7 protein-coding genes are annotated in these 20,652 nt (G+C 66.5%); 3 read left to right on the top strand and 4 right to left on the bottom strand.

The annotated features are described in order from the left end of the window. Positions 1 to 20: 20 nt before the first annotated feature. The 3 genes from AC5Y5Z_RS01235 to AC5Y5Z_RS01225 all read left to right on the top strand — a co-directional run bounded on the left by AC5Y5Z_RS01235 (position 21) and on the right by AC5Y5Z_RS01225 (position 3,622). Positions 21 to 383 (top strand): ArsR/SmtB family transcription factor, encoded by a 363-nt coding sequence (locus tag AC5Y5Z_RS01235; protein WP_463824529.1) that lies wholly within the window; start codon positions 21 to 23, stop codon positions 381 to 383. A 138-nt stretch (positions 384 to 521) separates the two neighbouring features. Then, positions 522 to 1,286, top strand: a complete 765-nt coding sequence (locus AC5Y5Z_RS01230; protein WP_499922970.1) for an ABC transporter ATP-binding protein — start codon at positions 522 to 524, stop codon at positions 1,284 to 1,286. After that, positions 1,283 to 3,622, top strand: a complete 2,340-nt coding sequence (locus AC5Y5Z_RS01225; RefSeq protein ID WP_499922968.1) for an FtsX-like permease family protein — start codon at positions 1,283 to 1,285, stop codon at positions 3,620 to 3,622. Before AC5Y5Z_RS01230 ends, AC5Y5Z_RS01225 begins: the two co-directional genes overlap by 4 nt. A 69-nt stretch (positions 3,623 to 3,691) precedes the next feature. Here the strand turns inward: AC5Y5Z_RS01225 and AC5Y5Z_RS01220 are convergent, their stop codons facing one another. Genes AC5Y5Z_RS01220 through AC5Y5Z_RS01205 form a run of 4 tightly spaced genes read right to left on the bottom strand, consistent with a single transcriptional unit; the run spans position 3,692 to position 20,383 of the window. After that, a complete protein-coding gene (locus AC5Y5Z_RS01220; RefSeq protein ID WP_499922966.1) occupies positions 3,692 to 4,729 on the bottom strand; it encodes a Gfo/Idh/MocA family oxidoreductase in 1,038 nt (345 codons plus the stop codon). Then, positions 4,726 to 5,784, bottom strand: coding sequence for a saccharopine dehydrogenase NADP-binding domain-containing protein (locus AC5Y5Z_RS01215; protein ID WP_499922964.1), 1,059 nt, complete (start codon positions 5,782 to 5,784; stop codon positions 4,726 to 4,728). Before AC5Y5Z_RS01215 ends, AC5Y5Z_RS01220 begins: the two co-directional genes overlap by 4 nt. Before the next feature lie 5 nt (positions 5,785 to 5,789). Continuing rightward, positions 5,790 to 11,240 (bottom strand): amino acid adenylation domain-containing protein, encoded by a 5,451-nt coding sequence (locus tag AC5Y5Z_RS01210; protein WP_499922963.1) that lies wholly within the window; start codon positions 11,238 to 11,240, stop codon positions 5,790 to 5,792. Beyond that, positions 11,237 to 20,383 carry an amino acid adenylation domain-containing protein gene (locus AC5Y5Z_RS01205; RefSeq protein WP_499922961.1) on the bottom strand — a complete coding sequence of 3,049 codons (9,147 nt, stop codon included), beginning with the start codon at positions 20,381 to 20,383 and terminating at the stop codon, positions 11,237 to 11,239. Before AC5Y5Z_RS01205 ends, AC5Y5Z_RS01210 begins: the two co-directional genes overlap by 4 nt. Positions 20,384 to 20,652: the final 269 nt, after the last annotated feature.

The raw sequence follows: 20,652 nt of genomic DNA, 5'->3' as shown, positions 1-20,652 counted from the left end.
GTGGGATAAACTGCCCAGGTATGGGACATGGTGTCGGCGGCCGCGAGCGACCCACGACGCGCCTCGACGCCGAAGCGGTAGCCCATGTGGCTGCCACGCTGCAGGCGCTGGCCACACCGTCCCGCTTGCTGATCCTGACCGAACTGCGTCAGGGACCGCGTCCCGTCACCGACCTGGCCGACGCGATCGGGATGGAACAGTCAGCCGTATCGCATCAGCTGCGATTGCTCCGTCATCTCGGACTGGTGGTGGGTAACCGCAGCGGCCGCAGCATCGTCTACAGCCTCTACGACAATCACGTGGCGGAACTGCTCGACCAAGCTATCTACCACAGCGAACACCGGCGCCTCGGCATCAGCGACCCCACCCAGTCCGCAGGATAAAGCGCCACTCCCCGTGAGCTCGATCGCGATGCTGCCGACTCGGTGACCTGGGTTGGGCCGCTTGACCGGTGGCCGCGGGCGGGACCGGCCAGCCCAGGGCCGCCGGGCGGGCTGCGATCGAAATGAAATAGTGAACGCATGAGGACTCGGTCCGATGTCGGCGACGACACCGTCGAAGGACCGCAACCCGGTGCATCGCCGGCATTGCGATTGAACGGCGTCGGCAGGACCTACGGCACCCCCCCTACCCAGGTCGTGGCCCTGCGCGCGGTGAACCTGGAAGTCCGGTCCGGCGAATTCGTCGTACTTCTCGGACCGTCCGGATCGGGAAAAACCACACTGCTCAACGTCATCGGCGGAATCGATCAACCGTCCGAAGGGACGATCGAGGTGTACGGACGCCAGGTCGAACTGCTGAATCGCAAGCTGCGCACCCAGTATCGCCGCGACCAAGTCGGGTTCGTCTTCCAATTCTTCAACCTCGTGCCCACCTTGACCGCACTCGAGAACGTCGAAGTACTCGCCGAACTGACCGGCCCGGACGCGGCGCGCCGAAGTCGTGCAGCTCTGGACCAGGTGGGTCTCGGTGCGGTTGCGAACCGCTTTCCCGCGCAACTGTCCGGCGGCCAGCAACAACGGGTGGCGATCGCCCGGGCAATCGTGAAGCAGCCGCCGCTGCTCTTGTGCGACGAACCGACCGGCAGCCTTGACCTGGTCACCGGCCGACAGGTCTTGGCCACATTGCGCGATCTGACGCGAGATAAGCAGCACACCCTCGTCGTGGTCACCCACAACGCCGAGATCGCCCGGATGGCCGATCGCGTCCTCTGGTTACACGCGGGCGCGATCAGCAAGTCCGAAGTAGTCGAAAATCCAGTAGCAGCAACGGATTTGAACTGGTGAGTCGCTCGCTGCGGCGCAAAGTCCGTCGGGATGTCTGGCGGGAGCGGTGGCGCTTCGCGGCTATCGCCGCAATCATCGGCATCGGCGTTGCCGTGTTCGTCGCCGCCACCGACGGCTACCGAAATCTCGACGACTCCCTGGACCGGTCCTACGCCACCCAACGGCTGCCGGACGCGATCGTGTCCGGACCCGGTGCGGTCGGGCTCACAGACGCCGTCGCCACGTTACCGGGCCGGCCACTCGTCGAGGTGCGCCATCACGCCGACGTCGGATTGCGGCTGAACCGGCACGCCATCTACGGACGTGCTATCGGCATACCGGAGGCCCGCCAGCCCGATGTGTCGTTGCTCGACATGCAAACCGGGGCCCTGCCGGGCCGGGGGCAGGTGGTGCTCGAGCAGCACCTCGCCGACCATTATCACCTTGACCGCGGCGACACCATAGAAATATTGGGAGCGCAAGGCTGGCAACACTTTTCGGTCGCCGGCTCGGCGCTGTCCACCGAGTACCTGTGGCCGGCGCGCTCCGCGCAGGAGATCCTCACCACGCCCGAGGACTTCGGTGTGGTGTTCCTGCCCGATGACGAATTGCGGCGTGTGCTGCCGCGCGCCGGCGAGCAGATCGCCGTGTTCGCGCGCGATCGCTCCGAGGCGAGCGCTCTGATCGCCGCCACCGGCGACATCGCCCGGAATACGGGGCTGCAGTTCGTTCCTCGCGACCAGCAGGGGTCGTATCAGACGCTGCGCGACGACGTGAAGCAGTTCGGTAGCCTCGCCGGCATCCTGCCGTGGCTGTTTCTCGCCGCCGTGGTGCTGGGGACGTATGTGCTCCTGTCCCGGATCGTGTGGGCGCAGCGGGCCGTTGTCGGAACCCTGATCGCCAACGGGCTTTCGCCGAACACGGTGCGCCGACATTACCTGGGTTACGGTCTCGCCTGCGCCGCGGTGGGGACACCGCCCGGGTTGCTCGGTGGTTACCTGTTGGGGCAATTCATCACCACCAGGTACACCGAGGCCATCGCGCTGCCGATGCACCTGACCCAGATGCATGTGCTGACATACCTGTTGGCCGCCGCCGCCGCATTCTCGGTCGCACTGGTTGCTGCGGTGGCGCCGGCGACTGCCGCGGCCAGAATGCAACCCGCAGAAGCCATGCGGGTGGCCCCGCCGAGCGTGCGGGGTCGTCGCAGCCTGGTCGAACGCCTGGTGCCGGCGCTCGAGCGCGCCCCGGCCCGGTGGCGCATGATGCTGCGGTCCATCCTGCGCAATCGTCGGCGAACGGCGTTCACCGCGGTGGGAGTGGCGGTTTCGGTGATCCTGGTGATGGTGTTCGCCGGCATGCGCGACACGGTCCCCAGCATGGTCGACCGCCAGTTCGGGCAGATCGAGCGCCAGGATGGCGACGCGGTGGTATCCGGTCCGGTCGAGGCCGTTGCGGACAGGCTCCGCGCGGACCCTGACGTCGCCGCTGCCGAAGCCTTCAGTTCCTACGGCGTCACCCTTTCTGCTGCCGCCCACCGGTACGACACAATGATGATCGGGCTGTCACCCCAGACCCAGATGCACGCGTTTCCGGCTGAATCGGGAGCCGACCGACTGACCGGCGACGGAGTCCTGCTCGGGGTAGGTCTGCGCGACACCCTGTCGGTCTCGCTGGGTGACCGCGTCGACATCGCAGTGCCGCAGTCGAAACTCCGGTTCACCGAACGGGTGGCCGGATTCGTCGACGAACCGTTCTCGCCCGTCGTGTACATCTCACTGAACCAGCTTCGGGCACAAGCGGCTTCGCTGCCGCCGAATGGCGTGCGGATCAAACTCAAGCCGGGCACCGACGCGCGCTCGGCAGGAGACCGGATCGCCGCCGTCCCGGGCGTGGTCGCGTACCGGTCGACGACAGCGCTGGCATCCACCATGCGGCAGGCCTTCAGCCTCTACAACACGCTCGTCAACATCATGCTCGTCCTCGCGGCCGTGATGGCGGCCGCGATGTTGTACAACGCGATGTCGGCCAACATATCCGAACGGTTGGGCGAACTCGGCGCACTGCACGCCGAAGGTATGAGCGCCGGCATGCTCGCCCGTCTGATCGCGACCGAGAACTTCAGTATTGCCGCAGCCGCGGTCCCGTTCGGGATTGTCGGCGGGATCCTCGACGCGGAGCTGTTGTTGTCGACCTATACCAGCCACGGCTACCATGTGCGCCTCGAGATGCATACCGCGACACCGCTAATCGTCGCATCGGCGATTCTGCTTGCCGCTGTGCTGGCGCAGATTCCGGTGGTGCGAAGGATTTACGGCATCGATCTGGCACGGATCGTGCGGGAGCGCGCCTTGTGATCGTGAAGGTTGAGTGCCCCTCGAGTGGCGTGCGGCGGTAGCGGTCGAACGTCGACGCAGGGACGGTCATCAGGTCGCCAGATCCGAAGCGCACACTGCCACCGGTGGTGTCGGCCCCACGGGAGTGGCCGGCCCCAGGGCCGAGGTGAACTCCGACCACAAGCGAGTCGCACGCACGAACCGTTGCGAGACCACCGTGCGGTTACTGCCGATCGCGCCGATGAACTCGGTGGCCGCCAACCGAACTGCCTGGGGCCATATTTGGTTGCGAACCTGCGCCGTGCCGGGTTCGTATGCAATGCCGACGCGTTCGGAGATCGGCACATCTGTTGTCGCAGCGCGGGTGTCAGGACGTCGGTGCCACCAGGTGGATCCGTGGGTATGGGCGAGAACCAACTCACCGGCCTCGGATCCGGCCGTGATGGTATGCATCAGGCGCGCATAGTTATCGGGGTCGTCAGGGCACAGTTCGTTCTGGATCAACAGGTCGACGGTCACATCGCCCAGGATCATCCGGCCGGCGACAAAGGAACTCGGCGGGCCCTCGGTACGGGGCGGCACCACGATGCGAGCCGGCGTCAGCGGGCCGATGACGGCACTGAGAACGGTGAACAGCGGATAGGACACGTGGATCGACGAGCGGGCGTGAACGTAGCGTATCGGCGCAATCTTATCGAGAGCTCTTGCCGCCGTGATGAATTGGCGCATCGGCGCAACCCGGCTGTAGAAGTCGTTGACGGCGTAGAGTTTCGAGTTCGCTTTGGCCACCCGCAGTAGCTTCAAGACCTCGTCGGCATGAACGGGTTGCTCCTGCAGCACGTGTATGCCGCGCGCAAGCAATTGTTCGCAGATCTGGGCGCCTTCGCCCCCCACCACTGCAGAGCGCACCACCACGAAGGCGATGTCGACAGCCGGCAGGGCGGCCAGGTTCGGGTAGAGCGCTATGCCGAGCCGATCCGCCAGGTGTGCCGACGCCGCAGATCCGGTGGAGACCAGTCCGACCAACTCCACGGGCGATTCGGGCGCGGCCAAACCTTCGGCGTAGACCGCGCCGAATGTCGCTCCGACCACGACGGCCGTGGGTCGTTCCCGGCGGCTCGCGGTCACAGGGCACCTTCCTCGATCGTCGAGTCGTCGATCACAGATACCGCGGTGCCTGGCACGGCCTCGACGACGAAGTCCAATGCGTGCCGCGGCGTTTCGATGCTCCAGAACGGCTGGGCGCCGGTCCGCGCGTCCGAATAATGCTGGGCCGCGTAGGCGGTCACGGCTCCGGTGACGCGGTAGCTGTCCGTGCAGGTGAAAGCGAGGGTTCTGGGAACGGGACCGGCGCCGGCGGCGGCGACTATCGCGAAGTAGGGTCGGCGGCCGAAGAGGTCCAATTTGGCCGCCTCGAGCACCGCATTCAGGTCTTGCGACCTCTTGTCGTCCACCGCCAACAGCTGCATCGCACGCGTGGTGCGTTCACCGTCGAACACGTTCAGCCACTGGACATTGCCGGTGCCCAGCCGGGCTGCGACCGCGACGGTTTCGGCGTCCAGGTATGGGTGCACGCTGACCGATCCCGGAAAATACTGCGCCGGAGCGGGTTTGCACTCAGCACGGCTGATCCGTCGCACCGTCCCGCCGCGCCAGGCGGCACCCGGGTAGCCGTGTGTGTCGTGCAGGCTGGCGAGGTATTCCAGCACCGACGCGGGCGTCAACCGCTGCAGTCCGCCGCACCACACGGTGATGTCGTCGGTCTGCTGCTCGGCAAGCACCCGGAGCAGCAATCCGGACAGGCCGGGCTGCACACCTGTTTGCAGGACGACGGGGACTGGCGCCGTCGCATACCGGTCGAGCAGTGCCTGGTCGCCGCCCGGGTCGATATAGGGCACCCCCGCTTCGATGGCGGCCCCGGCGACCTGTGCGCTGAGCTGTTGGGACGGACCGGCGCAGTTGATGATGACATCGCAACGGGTCAGGGCAGCGTCGAGTGCGGCCCGATCGGTCACGTCGAGTCGCGTTGTCTCGATGTCCCCCACCACGGCTGAGGCCGCCTCGCGCAGGCGGGTTTCGTCGCGACCGGCGACCACCACAGCCAGGTCGTCGCGGTGTGCCAGCACGGCAAGGCAACTTCGGCCCACCGCGCCGGTACTGCCGAGCAGCAATGCATTCCGCACCGGACCTATGCCTCGGCGGTCCAGGAATTCGCCAGCAGCTTGGCGACGGACTGCGCGTTTTCGCCAGTCAGACAGTCGAAATGGGTGCCGTCGATGTCGGTGATGGTCAACTCCCCCAGACAGTAGTCCGCCCAGAACGCGGTCATGTCCTCCTGCAGCGTCGGCAGGAAATGAATATCGCCGCGTTGGCGAAGGAAGTGGATGTCACCGAGGTACGGCTCGGTCGCGCCGTGCACCACCGCACGCAGGCTATGCACGAAGATCGACCGCAACTCGCCGAGCGTTTCGACGTCCCAGGACTCGCCCAGCACACCGGATTCGGCCAACAATGTAAGGCGTGCCTCGCCGGCCTCGGCACTGCGCTCCAGGCAAGCCGCAAGCACAGGTTCGGCTACGCCGCGCAGCGCACCGGCCGGTATCACGTCGGCGTAGCGCGCCCGCGCGCGCGTGAACGCGCCGCGGACCGCGTCGTCGTCCACCTGCATGCCGAGAACTTCCGGTGACACACCGAGGATCTGGGCGAAGCAGTAGTCGAGAACGTCGTCGTCTTCGACGTCCATCGGGACGCGGTAGGAACTCACCACCGTAACGGTGCCGACCTCGATGCCGGCCTCCTCCAGGCATTTCGCGATCTCAGCCGAGAGCAGACCACCCATGCAGTAGCCGAGCAGGTGAACCTTGGCCGGCGCCAGGGCGACAAGCGCGGAGCAATAACGGGCTGCCAGGGTGGTGAACAACTCGGCGGGCGCGATCTGAGCATACCCGTCACTCGGAATCCGTTGCAGTCCATAGAGTTCAGTAATGCCGGCGGCGCGCAGGTACGGGATCAACTCGTCGTAGGGAGCCACTCCCCCGCTGCCGTCGTGCACACATACTGCAATCTCGGCGGCCCGCGTGAAACCCGGTCCGGGGCCCAGGTACACCAGCGGTGAGCCGATCCCGGCAACTTCCGCCTCGGCCGACACCGGTCGCGACCGGGGTGCGCGCACCACCTCGGCGGCTGCGGCCAGGGTGGGATGGGTAACCATCGCGCGAAGCAGATCGTCCCACGCCAGCCCGGCGGCTTCGGCGATCTCACGGCGGATGCGGCCGATTGCCTGTGCCATCAGCAGCGAATCGCCGCCGAGCGCGAAGAAGTCGGCGCCGGGTGACAGGGTGTCGATCGACTCCAGGCCCAGCACACCAACCCATATCTCCCCGATTCGGGCCTGCAGGTCGTCAAGGGGGCCGGACATTCCTGCCGTACGGTTGTCGCCGGCACGAGCCGCGCAGCGCAGCGACTCGAGTTCGGCGGTCACTGCCGCGCGGTCGATCTTGCCGTTGGTCGTCAACGGCAGCGACGGTAGGCAGATGATGTGTTGCGGGACCATGTAACTCGGCAGGACGTCCCGGGCCTGCGCGGTCAGCTCCTCGGGCCGTAGCGCGTACGCGGTGGAAGCCGAATCACACCAGAACACGTGCTGGCCCAGTCGCCCCAGCGGATGCTCAGCCGGCGGGAAACTGCACACTTCGCCGAAGGGCGACCGTTCGAGCGCGACATGCCATTGCGCGTAGGTGAGGAAAGCCGAGTTCGTCCCCGCCCGAGCATCGGTGAAACCGTGCAGCCCCTCTTTGAACTCCATCGAGATCATCAACGGATGGTTGACGGCTGTCGCGTCGATGAAGACCAGTGACCCGCCGGGTGTCAGCAGCCGATTCAGCGCGGCGAGCGTGTCGTCGATGTTGATCGCGTTGTGCAGCACGTTGGCGCAGACGACGACGTCGAACGAGCAGGAGGAGAAGCCCTGCTCCGCAGGCGGCAGGTTGATATCGAAGAGGCGATAATCGACGAAGCTGTAGTCGGCGAGCTTCTGACGGGCCTGAACGAGAAAGAAATTCGATACATCGGTGAACGTGTAGCGCACCTGACTGGAGGCCAGCGCGGCGAGCAGGTCCGCGGTGGTGCCGCCGACACCCGCCCCGACTTCCAAGATCCGCAACGGCCGCGCCGCCGTCGCCCGGGTCACCCGCGCTGTCACACCGGCCACCACCAGTTGATTGACGTATCTGCTGAGCAGGTTCTCGCGGTAAGCGGCCGTCGCGATGTCAACGGTCGCCTCCGGAAACAGCAGCGCGAGCGGATCGACGGTACCGGCCAGCAGGCCCGGTAGGTTCTGGATGCATTCGCCGACATAGGCCAGCAAGTCATCACCGTAGCCGACGGCCGCACCCAGCGTGCGTACCTGCTGCCACTGCGCTACGCACGCGGAAAGTTCATGGTGCGCAACCAGTTCCACCGCGTCCGAAGACGCCTTTACCAACCTTTCGTCGGCGAGCACGTCCAGCCAGCGGCACAGCAGGCGCTGCAACCGGTCCGGCAGCGACAACCGGCGGGCCAGTTCGTCGACGGTGAGCTGTTCGCCCGGGAGCGCCGCGGTCGCCAGCGCCGCGCACATACTTCGCAGTGCGGCCGACTTCGCGGCGGTAGCGAACAGTAACAATCTCTCCACGTCGAGATCGGCGGTGCGGCGCTGATGTGCGGCGTCGATGGCGTCGGTGGTATCCGTTGTGCTGGTGCGGCGTTCGGAGAGTTCGGCGTCGCCGGCCGGCCCTGGGACTACCGCGGCCGCGATCACCCGGTCCTGCGATGCCCGGCCGAGGACGGTGGCCAGCGCGGTCCGCACCCCCGGCAGGCCGCTCAACGCGGCCTCCACCTCCGCCAATTCGATTCGGTGCCCGCGGATCTTGACCTGGTTGTCTCGGCGGCCGAGCAATTCGATCACACCGTCGTCGGTGACCCGGCCGTAGTCACCGGTTCGGTACAGTCGCTCTCCGCTGACCGGATGAGTGAGGAAAGCAGCCGCCGTGCGGTCGGGATCACCGAGGTATCCCTGCGCGAGTCCCACTCCGCCGATATGTATCTCGCCCACCTGCCACGGAGCCGCGGGCTCACCACGGTGGGTCAGCACCTGAACGCACTGGTTGCGCATCGCGGTGCCATACGGGATGCTGCGCGCATACTGACGCGCCGCCATGGGTTGGCAGATGGACCAGATCGCGGCTTCGGTCGCACCGCCGAGGCTGAGCATCGCGGCTGCCGGCGCCAACGCGGCGATCTGTTCGGGCTGCGAGACCGGGATCCAGTCACCTGACAGCATGACCTGCCGCAGTGTCGGCAGCGTCGCCCGGTCGGCGTACTCCAGCAGCAGTTGCATCTGCGCCGGAACGGAATTCCACACGGTGACACGATGTTTCGAGATATCTCGGAACCACGCGTGTGGATCATTGCGCCCGTCTCCGTCGGCGAACACGATGGCGCCGCCCGCAGCGAGCATACCGAAGATGTTGTACACCGACAGATCGAAAGTGTGTTGCGATACCGCGAGCACCGAATCGGTCGCGCGGATGCCCAGTCGCTCGTTGACATCCTCGACGGTGTTCAGTGCGGCGCGGTGACTCATCATGACTCCCTTGGGGATTCCGGTGGATCCCGAGGTGAAGATCACGTACGCCGTGTCGTCGGGCCGCGCCGGCGCAACCGCCGGTGTCGCCGCCCCGTCGGGCAGCCAGGTCGCCGCGTCGGCGAGCAGCTGATCAACCCGCCCCCGCTGTTCGAACACGGCAGCCGGCGAACACTGCGAAACGATCTGAGCTATCCGATGATCCGGCCACTGCACGTCCAGCGGCACATACGCAGCGCCGGCCAGTACGGTACCTAAAATCGCTGCGACCTGGCTCCGGCCGTGCGGCAGGCGGATTCCGACGTAGTCACCGACACCGACGCCACTGGCCGACAACTCCGTGGCCACCGCACGCGCAGCGGCGAACAACTCGGCGTAGGTGGTGGACAGGTCGCCCTGCCGGATCGCGACCGCTGCTGGAGTCTGCGCGACGTTGATCAGAAACCCCGAGTGCAGCAACGCCTCCGGCATCTTCCGCACCGCGGCGGGTTCCGGCGCGATCGCCGGCAACAACGGGCGCTCCCAGGCCGGCGGGTCGGTGCTCAATGTCTGCAGGGCGGCGCGGAAATCGCCGAACGCACGGTCGAGCGCGTCGGCGCTGATCACCCCGTCACGGGTGTCCCAGTTGATTTCACACGCCCCGTCGATCTCGAAGACCTGGCAATCCAGCAGTACCTGCGGGGTCTGGCTCAGACCGCGACCCGGTATCGGGCGTAGCAAAGCGGAGTCGGCGGCGGTGTGCTGCGTGGCGTAACCCAGCGTCGACGTGAGCACCACCGGTGAGTGCTCGCCGCGGTTCTCGTCGCTGCGCGCCAGCATCCGGGCTACGTCGACGCCGCTGAGGGTGGCGTGGTCCATGTCGTCGAACAGACGCGCGCCCATCACCCGCAGCAGTTCGCCAAAAGGGGGCTGCCCCCGCAGGTCTGCTTCCAGCAGGCTGGTGCCGGTGAAATCCCCGACCAGCCGGGCGACCTCGGGGGTGAACGGGTGGCGGGCCATCGTCGTCAGCGTCAACAGGAAGTGGTCGCGGTCGCCGTATCGGCCCAGGACGGTGGCGAACGCCGCCGCGATCGCCACACTGGGCGTGGCACCGCATTCGGTCGCGCGTCCGGTGAACGCCGCGAACTCGTTGGCGGGCAACCGCATCGACCGTCGGGAAAAGGTCGGCGCCGTTTCGGCCGGCCCGGTCGGCAACAGGGGCAGCGAAATCGGCGGCGGCAGCTGTTCGAGGCGGCCCTGCCAATAGTCAAGATCGCGCTGTCTCCGACGCGATCCGGCCACCGAGTCGCGATAGCGGGCGAGGTTGAGCAGGTACTCACGGAAGCTGAATTCGGGTGCAGGCAGGCGATGTTCGGGATCGAGCAGACAGTGGCCGAAGTCGGTCATCAGGATGAAGATGCTGACGAAATCGGCGATCAGCAGGTCGACCGACACGTGCAGCACGGCATCGTCCGGACCGATCGTGACCACGATGTCATACATGGGCCCCGCGCCCAGCGCGTAGCTGCGGTTGCGCAGTTCCTCGCCGATCCGGGCACGCTCACCCTCGATGTTGTCGGCGCTCTCGTGGACGGTGATGCCGTCCGCGATATCCGGGCAGATGACCTGATAGCCATCCGGCTGGACCACACAGCGCAACATGTCGTGCGCGTCGACGACTTTGCGCCACGCCGACCGGTACGTTTCGGCGCTCGGTTTCGCAACGGTGTAGTCGACGACGAACTCGGCGTACCCGTGGCAACCGACCCCGCCCCATCGGAACGCCGAGGTGCGGCCGACCGAGTACGCCGCCTGCACGTCGGTGAGCGGAAACGGTTCGAACCTGTCCTGCGGCGCTCGCAGCACCTCCGCCTCGCGGTTCAACACCGCGATGATGTCCGGTTTCGCCGCGGACAGTTGCGCTTTCAGATCTGCGCTCAGCACGCCTTGCGGCGCCCGGAAGCGGAGGTTCGCACCGTCGACCCACAGCTGCACACCGACACGGCGCGCTTGGTCGATCAGCTCGGCGGCACTCACAGCACTCCTTCTTCGATGTCCGAATCCTGGCCTGCCGGCTCGTGATCGACCGCCTTCAGTCGCGCGGCGAACTCCCCGATCACCGGATTCTCGAACAGCAGCCGCATACTGGCCCCGGGCGCTATCTCGCGGCTGATCTGCTCGACGACCCTGGTCGCGGTCACCGAGTCGCCGCCGAGTTGGAAGAAGTTCTGGCCCGGTTGCACGCGGGGCAGGTTCAGCGCCACCGCGCAGATCTGCAAGACCCGTTCGAGGAGTTCAGCTCCGCTGTCGTCTCCGTTCGGCGCGGGGGACGTGGCGACGGCGGACACCATGGCTTGGACCAGCGCGTCGAGGTTGGTTCGCGCGACATCCGCAGAGATGGCCTGCGTGACGAAATCCCAGGACAGCGCCAGCGAGCCGGCGTTCTCCCACATCTGGAAGTCCAGCACCGTCTGCGGCGTCTGGGAGAGCCCGTACACCAACGACCCCAACTCGAAGGATGATCCGCGCGACGTATCGATCAGCCCGAGCCCGCTGGTGAACACCACTGGGAAGACGGCGTTCGCGGGTTGACCGTGGTGACGCAGCAGTTCCCGCTGTAGCCACACGGCGTCCGCGGTGCGGTGCGGCAGGTCGGTGAGCAGCTGCCGCTGCAGCCGGCGCGCCTGCTCCCAGATCGGCAGGTCGGCGTCGACTCGACATTCCAGTAGCAGCAGCGACGTGAAATCCCCGATCACGTCCTGGATTCCGGCCACCCCGGGATCGCGGTCGAACAACGTGACATTGATGCAGAACTGCGTCGTTCCGGCCCAGCCGGCCAGCACCCGCGCGTAGTTGGCCAGCAGGAAGGATGCCGCGGTGACCCTTTCGGTCCGGCACGCCTGGCTGATCTTCGTCCAGACATCCCGCGCGACAACGGCTTCGACGCGATCGAAGACTGGTTTTCCGATGTCGAGGATCACCTGTGTCGGGGCCAGCCGCGGAGCGGGCGGCAACGATGGCAGGCGCGCGCGCCAATAGTCACGGCCCGCGGCCAGGTGCGGCAATACCGATTCGTCTGCACCCGGCCACAACTCGGGGTGGTCGCGCACGTATTGGGCGAATGTGGTTTGCAGCGTCGGCAATTGGGCGGGATCGCCACCGCTGTACAGATAATCCAGCTGCGCCAGAGCGATCATCATGCTGGTCCCGTCGAGCATGACGTTGTCCATGCTGATGCCGATGACGGCGTCACCAACGCCTGCCTGGACGCCGAAGTCGATTCCGGGACGGGTGGTGAGGTCGATCACCTGGTCCCGCATCCGTCCCCGCACATCGGGGTGATCACACACCACCGGTTCGATCGGCACCGGGTGAACGGTGGCGCACAACCGCGACCCGGCACCGTCCGTCTTGGTTGTCACGGTGGTGCGCAGTCCTGGATGGTGCTCGACGAGCCGGCGGGCAGCGGCTTCGAACCTGGACCGGTCGAAGTCGCGCACCTCGAACTCGAAATAGCAGTGTGCGGCGACCCCGCTCAGCATGAATCCACCTTCGCGGCCGGCCAGGTACGCGTGCTGGACGACGGTCAGCGGCACTTCGCTCTCGCTGTGCAGCGGCGGTGGCGCCGGAGTAGGCGGCGGTGTCCCGGGCGCGCCGGCGTGCGCGGCAAGTTCACCCAACAGCGGGTAGTTGAACAAGTCGACCAGGGCCAGCCGTCCGAAACCGGCGGTCCGTAGATCGGCGTAGACCCGGGTCGCCACCAGGCTGTCGCCGCCGAGCAGGAAGAAGTCGTCGGAGGCGCTCGGCAGGATGTGATCCGCGAGATTCAGGTGCCGTCGCCATATTTCGGCGATTGTGGCCTGGACCGATTGGTCGGCGACGGAGGTTTGCGCAGGGACCGCCGCGGGTGTCGCGGCGCTCGAGCGCAGCGCTGCTCGCCGCGGCGAAATCCGCTGCCGCGGTTGCGCCACGATCGTCAGGCCCGCACCGTCCTGCGTCATCTGTCCCGGCTGCCAGCCGTGTTGCGCGATGAACCGCCACCACTGGTCCGGCGTTCGCAACGCTCCGGGCAACAGGACACCGGGATTGAGAACAGCCGCGCTGGCCAACGTCGCCGCAGTGATCTCACAAATTTCGGCCGCCCACAGCCAGCCGGTATCGGTCACCGTCAGCGCGTCGAGCACGGCCCCCGCGTCCGGCAGCTGGTGCAGCGATCCGCAACAGATCACGACATCCGCTGCCACAGAAGGGATTTGGTGCGGCGAGACGATATGCCGCACGGCGGAGGGCAGCTTCCTGCCGGCCGCGATGTCGGCCAGGACGGAATTGGGCTCGAAGCACAGATAGTCCGCCACGACCGCACCGATCATGTCGGTAAGCCGTTGGGTGACCAATCCGGTCCGCGAACCGACTTCCAGGATCCGCAGCCGACGACCGACAGCGCGGGCATGTCCGAAGATGCGTTCGGTGAGATCGTCGAGCGCCCACTGCAGCCGCCCTTCGGCCAGCAGCATCGCCTCGGGGGCAAGTCGTGGGTCTCCGATCAAGGTCTGCGCCGACGCCGCTCCGCTGACGATATCGGCCAATCGCCGAGCGGCACGGGCGGTGTCGTGGCCGGTCGACAGCGGAAGTTGCTGCCACCGCCGCACTACTTCGGCATATTCCGGTCTGACGTGCCCGGGTGCGCAGAGACCGCCCGCGGCGGCGATGACCGCTGCGGCCCAATCGGATTCGTCTAACGGCGGCTGCTGCGCCCCGGCCACATCAGGCTCACCCGCCGGCGCTTCGGCATGGTTGTGCACTGCGCGGCGAAAACACGAAAAGACCGCTGCCAGATGATCTTCGGCAATCAGGTTGGTGGCTGTGTCCCAGCTGATCCGGGCTCCGCCGCGGTCGTCCTCGATCTGGCAGTCCAACCAGACCCCGGGGGTCTGCGTCATCGTGCGGATACTGGACAACTGCGCCGGGCTCTGCGGCACGAGGCCGAGCGTGCTGGTGAACACCACCGGATAGCCGGCAGAACCGCGCGCGCGCAGGGCGGCGAGGTGCCCAGTTGCATCAGTACCGCTGCCGACCGCACGCCACAGTTGCTGCTGCGCGGCGGCCACTGCCTCCGGCGAGCCCGGTCCCGCGGCACCGTAGTCGGCCTCGCACAGCGCTAACCGGGTGAAGTTCCCCAGCACTTCGCGGTCAGCGGGTGCGTACCCGGGTCGGTGTGACATTGGTACGACGACGGCGAAGCGGTCACCGGCACCGCCCGCATGCAACGCCGCCGTGAAGGCCTCGAAGATCAGCGCGGTCGGTGTGACCCGCAGTTGAGCTGCCCGATCCCGCAGGCCGGTGAACTCGCCCGCACTCAGGGTGAAGCTGCAGCGCTGGAAGCCGACCCGGGTGGCCCAGTCGGGTCGCTGGTCACGCAGCGGCAGCGTCGGCGGCGGGCACGCAACATCGAAATCGCTTTCGCCGCTTACTTTTTCGCTGGCGAAGCGGACGAACACGTCGGCGCTGGGGTCTACCCGCCGCGGCCGGGGTGTCTGCTGGTAATCGGCGATGATCGTGGCGATCACGGTGGCCAGGCTACGGGCGTCCAGACTGAGATAGTTGATCAACAGACCCACATAACGCGCCGAGCCCGACGGCGCGAAACAGGTGATCACCGGAACCTCGCGTGGATCGAAGTCCCCGTCGGTGATGCGCAACAGCAGGGTATCCGGATCACCGGCGTCCACGAGCTCGACTCTCACGTCCGGGGTGTGGCGGTGCACGCGCTGGCCGGTGTCGGACTCCAATCCGCAGCGCAGGACCGCGAATTCCTCGACACACGAGGTCACTACCGCAACGAACCGGTTCAGGTCGATCCGGCCGTCGGTCGCATCGACACCCAGAACGATCGCGAAGTGCGTTGGCGCACGGGTGCTTCCGTTCAGGCCGGCACTGCCGAGCACATAGGCCTGCTGCAGTCGGGTCAGCGGAAACTCGGTATCCCTCATTGCCGGCCCGGCGACATGTTCAGCCGGGTGCCGCGTCACCGCACCGATGACACACCCGGCGGCGAACTCGCCGAGCGTGGGGCGGCGCAACAGTTGTCCGACCTCCGCCCCGAGCACTCCGCGGCGCTTCAGATCCGCGGCCACCTGCGTCGCGCGCAGGCTGTCGCCGCCGTGAGCGAAGAAGTTGTCGTCTCGGCGTGCGACAGGTTGTCCCAGCACCACTGACCAGGTGTCGGCGATCAGCTGCTCCACCGTGCTCAACTCGGCGCCCGGATGCTCGGTCGCCGCCGTCCGTATCGCGGATTCCACCTCTCGGACGGCACGGCGCCGGTCGACCTTGCCGTTACCGGTGAGCGGCAGTTCCGCGGCGCGGACGAAATGTCTGGGCACCATGTAGTGGGGTAGGCGAGTTGCGAGATATGCGCGCAGTTCGGCCGAGATCGCATCGGTCAATCCGGCGCTCCCGCTGCACACTACGACCGCCCCCAGAGCGGCGTTGCCGTGGATCGGCACCACCGCCGCGCTGTCGATCAGGGCATGCCCACGCAGGGCGTGCTCGACCTCACCGCACTCCACGCGGTGACCACCGATCTTGACCTGAGAATCGATCCGGCCCAGAAACTGCAAAGTGCCGTCGCGCCAGTAACAACCGAGGTCGCCGCTGCGATACCAGCGGTCGCCGATCTCATCCACGACGAAGCGCTCAGCGGTCATATCCGGCGCGTTCAGGTAGCCCTGGGCGACACCTGCGCCACCGATCCACATCTCTCCCGCGACGTAATCGGGACAGTCCCTACCCCGGTTGTCGACAACGCGAAACCTCTGATTGGACAACGGGTATCCGTAGGGCACCGATACCCATGCGGGATCGACTTCACCTGTCGCCGGCAAGACGAACTCGTTCGACCAGATCGCGGCCTCGGTGGCGCCACCCATCGCGACCAGCCGCGCATTCGGCGCGGCACGGTGCAGGCGGCTGGGCATGGTCAACGGAATCCAGTCACCGGACAGGAACACCGACTGCAAACTCGGCAGCGTCTCCTCATTGTCACCCGCCGCAATCAGCAGCATGTCCAGCAGAGCTGGCACCGAATCCCACACCGTGACCTTGAATTCGGTGATCAGCGCGCGCCAGCGGAACGCATCGCGGCGAGACTGCTCGGAAATGATCACCAGGCTGGCACCACAGCTGAGCGGGCCGAAAATGTCGTAGACACTGAGGTCGAAGTCCAGGGCCGAAATCGCCAGCAGTGCATCGGCACAGCCAATCCCGTTGCGCTGGTTGACATCATGAACCGTGTTGAGCGCCGCTGCGTGCGAAATCAGCACGCCCTTGGGCTGGCCGGTGGATCCGGAGGTGTAGACGACGTAGGCGGTGTCGTCCGGGTCCACCCGGATCGGATCCCTCGGCACACCCTGGAGTAGCGATTCGAGGTCATGAAGCACCAGGGCTGCGGTCAGACTGTGCAGCAACTCAGGTGAACCGATCAACCCGGCCATTCCCGACAAGCTGCAGATGCGCTCGAACCGTTCGGCCGGTTGGTCCACCCCGATCGGGAGGTAGCTGCAACCGGCCATCATCACCCCGAGCACCGCGACGACCTGGGCGGGGCCCTTGGCCAGTCGAATGCCGATCACCGAGCCCGGCGCATGTCGTTCGGCGAGCACTCCCGCCACCCGGCGCGCGAGCTCGTCGAGGTGGACGTAGGACAGGTGCGGGTATGTCGCGGCGATCGGGTCACCGTCACCCTGGCTGTTGAATTCGTCCGCTGCCCAACGTAAAGCGACCCGGCCGGGATCGGCCTGCACCTGTCGCCGAAACGCGTCGTGGAGTAACCCGTCGGCGCGCGGAGCTGCAGTGGCGTTGCGTTGCCGGCGAATCAGTCGCGAACGTTGCGGAAGTTCGATGGGGACCGCCGTGGACCACTCGCGGTTGCCGAGATGTTCCAGGAGCCCGACGTAGGCGCCGAACATGTCTGTGACGACGCCGGGAGAAAAGCAGCTGGCCCGGTAATCCCACGACACGATCAGACCGCCTGAGGCATCGGGTACGGTACCAATCTGATTGTCGATGAGCACCTGTGGGGTCATCGAGGATACTTCGCCCAACGCTCCAAGGGTGTCGATGTCGCGTTGCCGCTGGGCGGTCGTCGCAGCGGCGTAGGTGAACACCACCGGTGCGATCCCGCTGTGTCCGGTGCCGGCCTGCAGCTGTGCCGCAAGCAGATCGGTGGATTCCGGAGCGGTCAACGCGGCGCGCAGTCCCTCCTGAACGCAGCGCACCAGGTCGGCAAATCCGCCCTCGGTGTCCATGCCCGCCCGGTAGAGATGAGTCGCGGTGAAATCTCCGATCACTTCCGCGGCGTCCGGCGGGCGACCGAAAGTCGTGACGTTGACTAAGAACTCGTCGCTGTTGCTCCAGCGGTGCAATACCGCGGTGTAGGCGGCGAGGAACACCGCCGCGCGGGTGACTCCGTGGGCGCGGCACATCTCGTCGAGAGCGGCCAACAGGTGGGCACTCAACGTGTGTTGTTCGCGAGCGAACGCGATGGCGCATTCTTCCGCCAAGGGCAACGGCGGGCATTCCGGCAGCCGTTCGACGTTGTCGGTCGACGACGGCGCAGTGGGCGCACGGACCAGATCGCTACAACCCGCACCCACGGCGGGGAGTCGGTCGCCGCGGTATAGCGCGGCGAGATCATGCAGCAGAAGATCGATGCTGCTCAGGTCGGCGATGATGAGGTCGATCGCGAAGTGCAGGATGCAGCGGTCGGGCAGACGGGTCAGTTCCACCCGCCAGGTATCGCCGGTTTCGATACCGAATCGGTGGTGGCGCAGTCTGTTCCGGACCTCATCGAGGTGCGGCCGATGCGCAGTGCCGGCGACCTCGGTCAGATCGTGGACCCGAAGCGGGGCGTGAACAGCTTCAGATCCGATCTGACATCGACCGGCGTCCGGAAAACTGCTGCGCAGCATCGGGTGCCGGCGCACCAGCTCGCCGAGGGCAGCATCGAGCCGATCCGGGTCGATGGTGGCGCCGCTGAGTTCGAAATAGGTTTGGCAGCCCACCCCGCCCAGGGGCTGCGCCGGATCGCGACCTATCCAGTACGCGCGTTGTAGCGCGGTCGTTGGTACATCGGATCCGGCCGTGCCGGGGTCCCGCGCCGGAATCGTTGGCGCAGAGTCGAAGAGACGCTGCCACGTGCGCAGTGTCGGGTCGGCGTACAGATCGGCGAAGTTGACCTGGCGCGACATCGTCGCAAACCATTGGACAACCTGCGCGGTCATCATCGAGGTCAAACCCAGTGTGGTCAGATCGGAGTCGAGTTCGAGGTCGTGAACGTCGACGCCGAGCAACCCCGCGACGAATCGGGCCGGCTCGGTCGTCGGCCGCTCGTGTCTCGCCCCGCCAGCCGATATCGAAACCTCGTGCACGACATCGAATTTCGCCGAGTCGAGCATGTCGAGTGTCTTACGCCGCCGGATCTTGCCGGACGTGGTCCTGGGTAGCACGCGGGGGCGGACCCAGACAATGCGCTCTGGAGCGGTCTGGTGCACCGCGAGAATCCTGCGGCGCAGCACCCGACTCAGGTCATCGAGGTCCTCGGCTGGGGCCGCGGTTTCCGCGACCAGCCACCACGCGTGGGAATCCTGTGGTTGCACCGCGCACGCGCCGCCGCTGTCGACCCCGCAGGGTGCCTCTTCGACGGTCAACTCGATGTCGTTGGGGAAATAGTTGCCACCGCCGACGATGATCAGATCGCGGAAACGTCCGCAGATGTAGAGTTCGCCGTCGCTGCGGAAGCCGGCATCGCCGGTACGCAGATAGGGCCCCATGCCGTCGGCGGTGGTGGCGCCGAAGGTTTCGGCGGTCAGCTCGGGTTGTCGCCAGTAGCCGTTCGGCAGGCCCGCTCCGCCGACCCAGATTTCGCCGACATCGCCGTCGGACAGGACAACGCGCGACTCCGGATCGACGATGCGCACATCCCAACCGAAAGTGCTGTCACCGCAACTGATCAGGGTGCGCACCCGGTGGCCGGCCGGGACCGGTCCGACGATCTCGGCCGCGCGGCCGCGGTTGAGTTGCTCGGCATCGAAGGTGGCCTGTACCCACGGGCGCGGCCGGGCCGTGCCGGAGACTGCCAGACCTGCCTCGGCGAGCCCGTACTGCGGAGCCATGACGTCCGCCCTGAGACCTGCCGGCGCGAACTTCGCCGTGAACTCGCGCAGCGTGGCGGCGCGGACCGGTTCGGCACCATTGATCGCCAAGTGCAGGCAGGACAGGTCGAGCGACGCGAGGGCAGCCTCGTCGAACGCGTCGAGGCAGAGGCGGTAGGCGAAATCTGGCCCCGCGGTCCAGTTGCCTCGCACTGCGTGGATGGTTTCCAGCCAGATGCGTGGGCTCTTCACGAAGTCGAACGGTGGGATGAGTGTCGCGGTCCCGCCGGTGGTCAGCGCCAGCATCACACCCCAGAAGATCCCCAGGTCGTGATACAGCGGCAGCCAGCTGACGGTGTGGATGTCCTCAGGACGATTCCACAGCGCAGCGCCGATGCCGAGCTGGCAGAGCATCGTTTCGTGAGTGTTGACAATTCCTTTCGGTTGTCCGGTGGAGCCCGAGGTGTATTGCAGGAACGCCACTTGTTCGGGCGTGATCGCCGCCGTGGCCGGCAGTTGCCGCGACCCGGCGGCAACGGAGTCCGGGGTGAGCAGGGCGAGCCCGTCCAGCAACGGATCACGGCCCAGGGCTTCCACGAGATCGGAACTGGTGTAGACGGCAGCCGGCGCACAGTCCCGCAGCACGTAATCCGCGCGTCGGAGAAACCGTTCGGGCGCGTCGGCCGAGGGCAGATACAACGGGACCGGGATCAGGCCGGCCTCCATCGCGGCGACGAATCCGGCTACGTAGTCGGCGTCGCCGATGCGGGCCATCACCACGCGGGAACCCGACGGGAAGCCACTGAACGCGCCATCGCGGATGTGGCAGACCCGGTCCCAGAACCGCCGGTAGGTCCAGACGTCTGTTCCGGCAGACCCGACCATGCGGAGCGCGACAGACTCCGGGCGTCGGCGCACCCACTCGGCAACGACCTGGTGGATACCTCGCTGAGCCGTTGGCGCCGTGGCGAAGTCGGTCTCGGACCGACCGCAATGGTGATCCGAATTCCGCTGCCCGGTCGCCGTGGACATGCATCTGCTCCTTGACTTGATCGGCGCCGGGCGGCCCCGGTCAGGTGGCCGACTGGGGCTCCCACCGGGGACCGCCTGCATTCCAGGGTTGACGGCGACGCATTCAGGGTCCAACCTATAACATGAAAATCATTTTCAACAACGGCTCTCTGCAAACGGCCCTGAAGACGAAGCTGGCACGCTGAGGCACGAATCGGCGCTGTCCCGCGGTAATGACCCTGCACGCATCCGTACCACCAGTAAATCGGTATCAATTCAGCGCTGACCAC

This window comes from Mycobacterium sp. NGS29 (assembly GCF_059812965.1).
The sequence above is the reverse complement of the archived record's forward strand: the minus strand, read 5'-3'. Positions and strand labels throughout refer to the sequence as shown.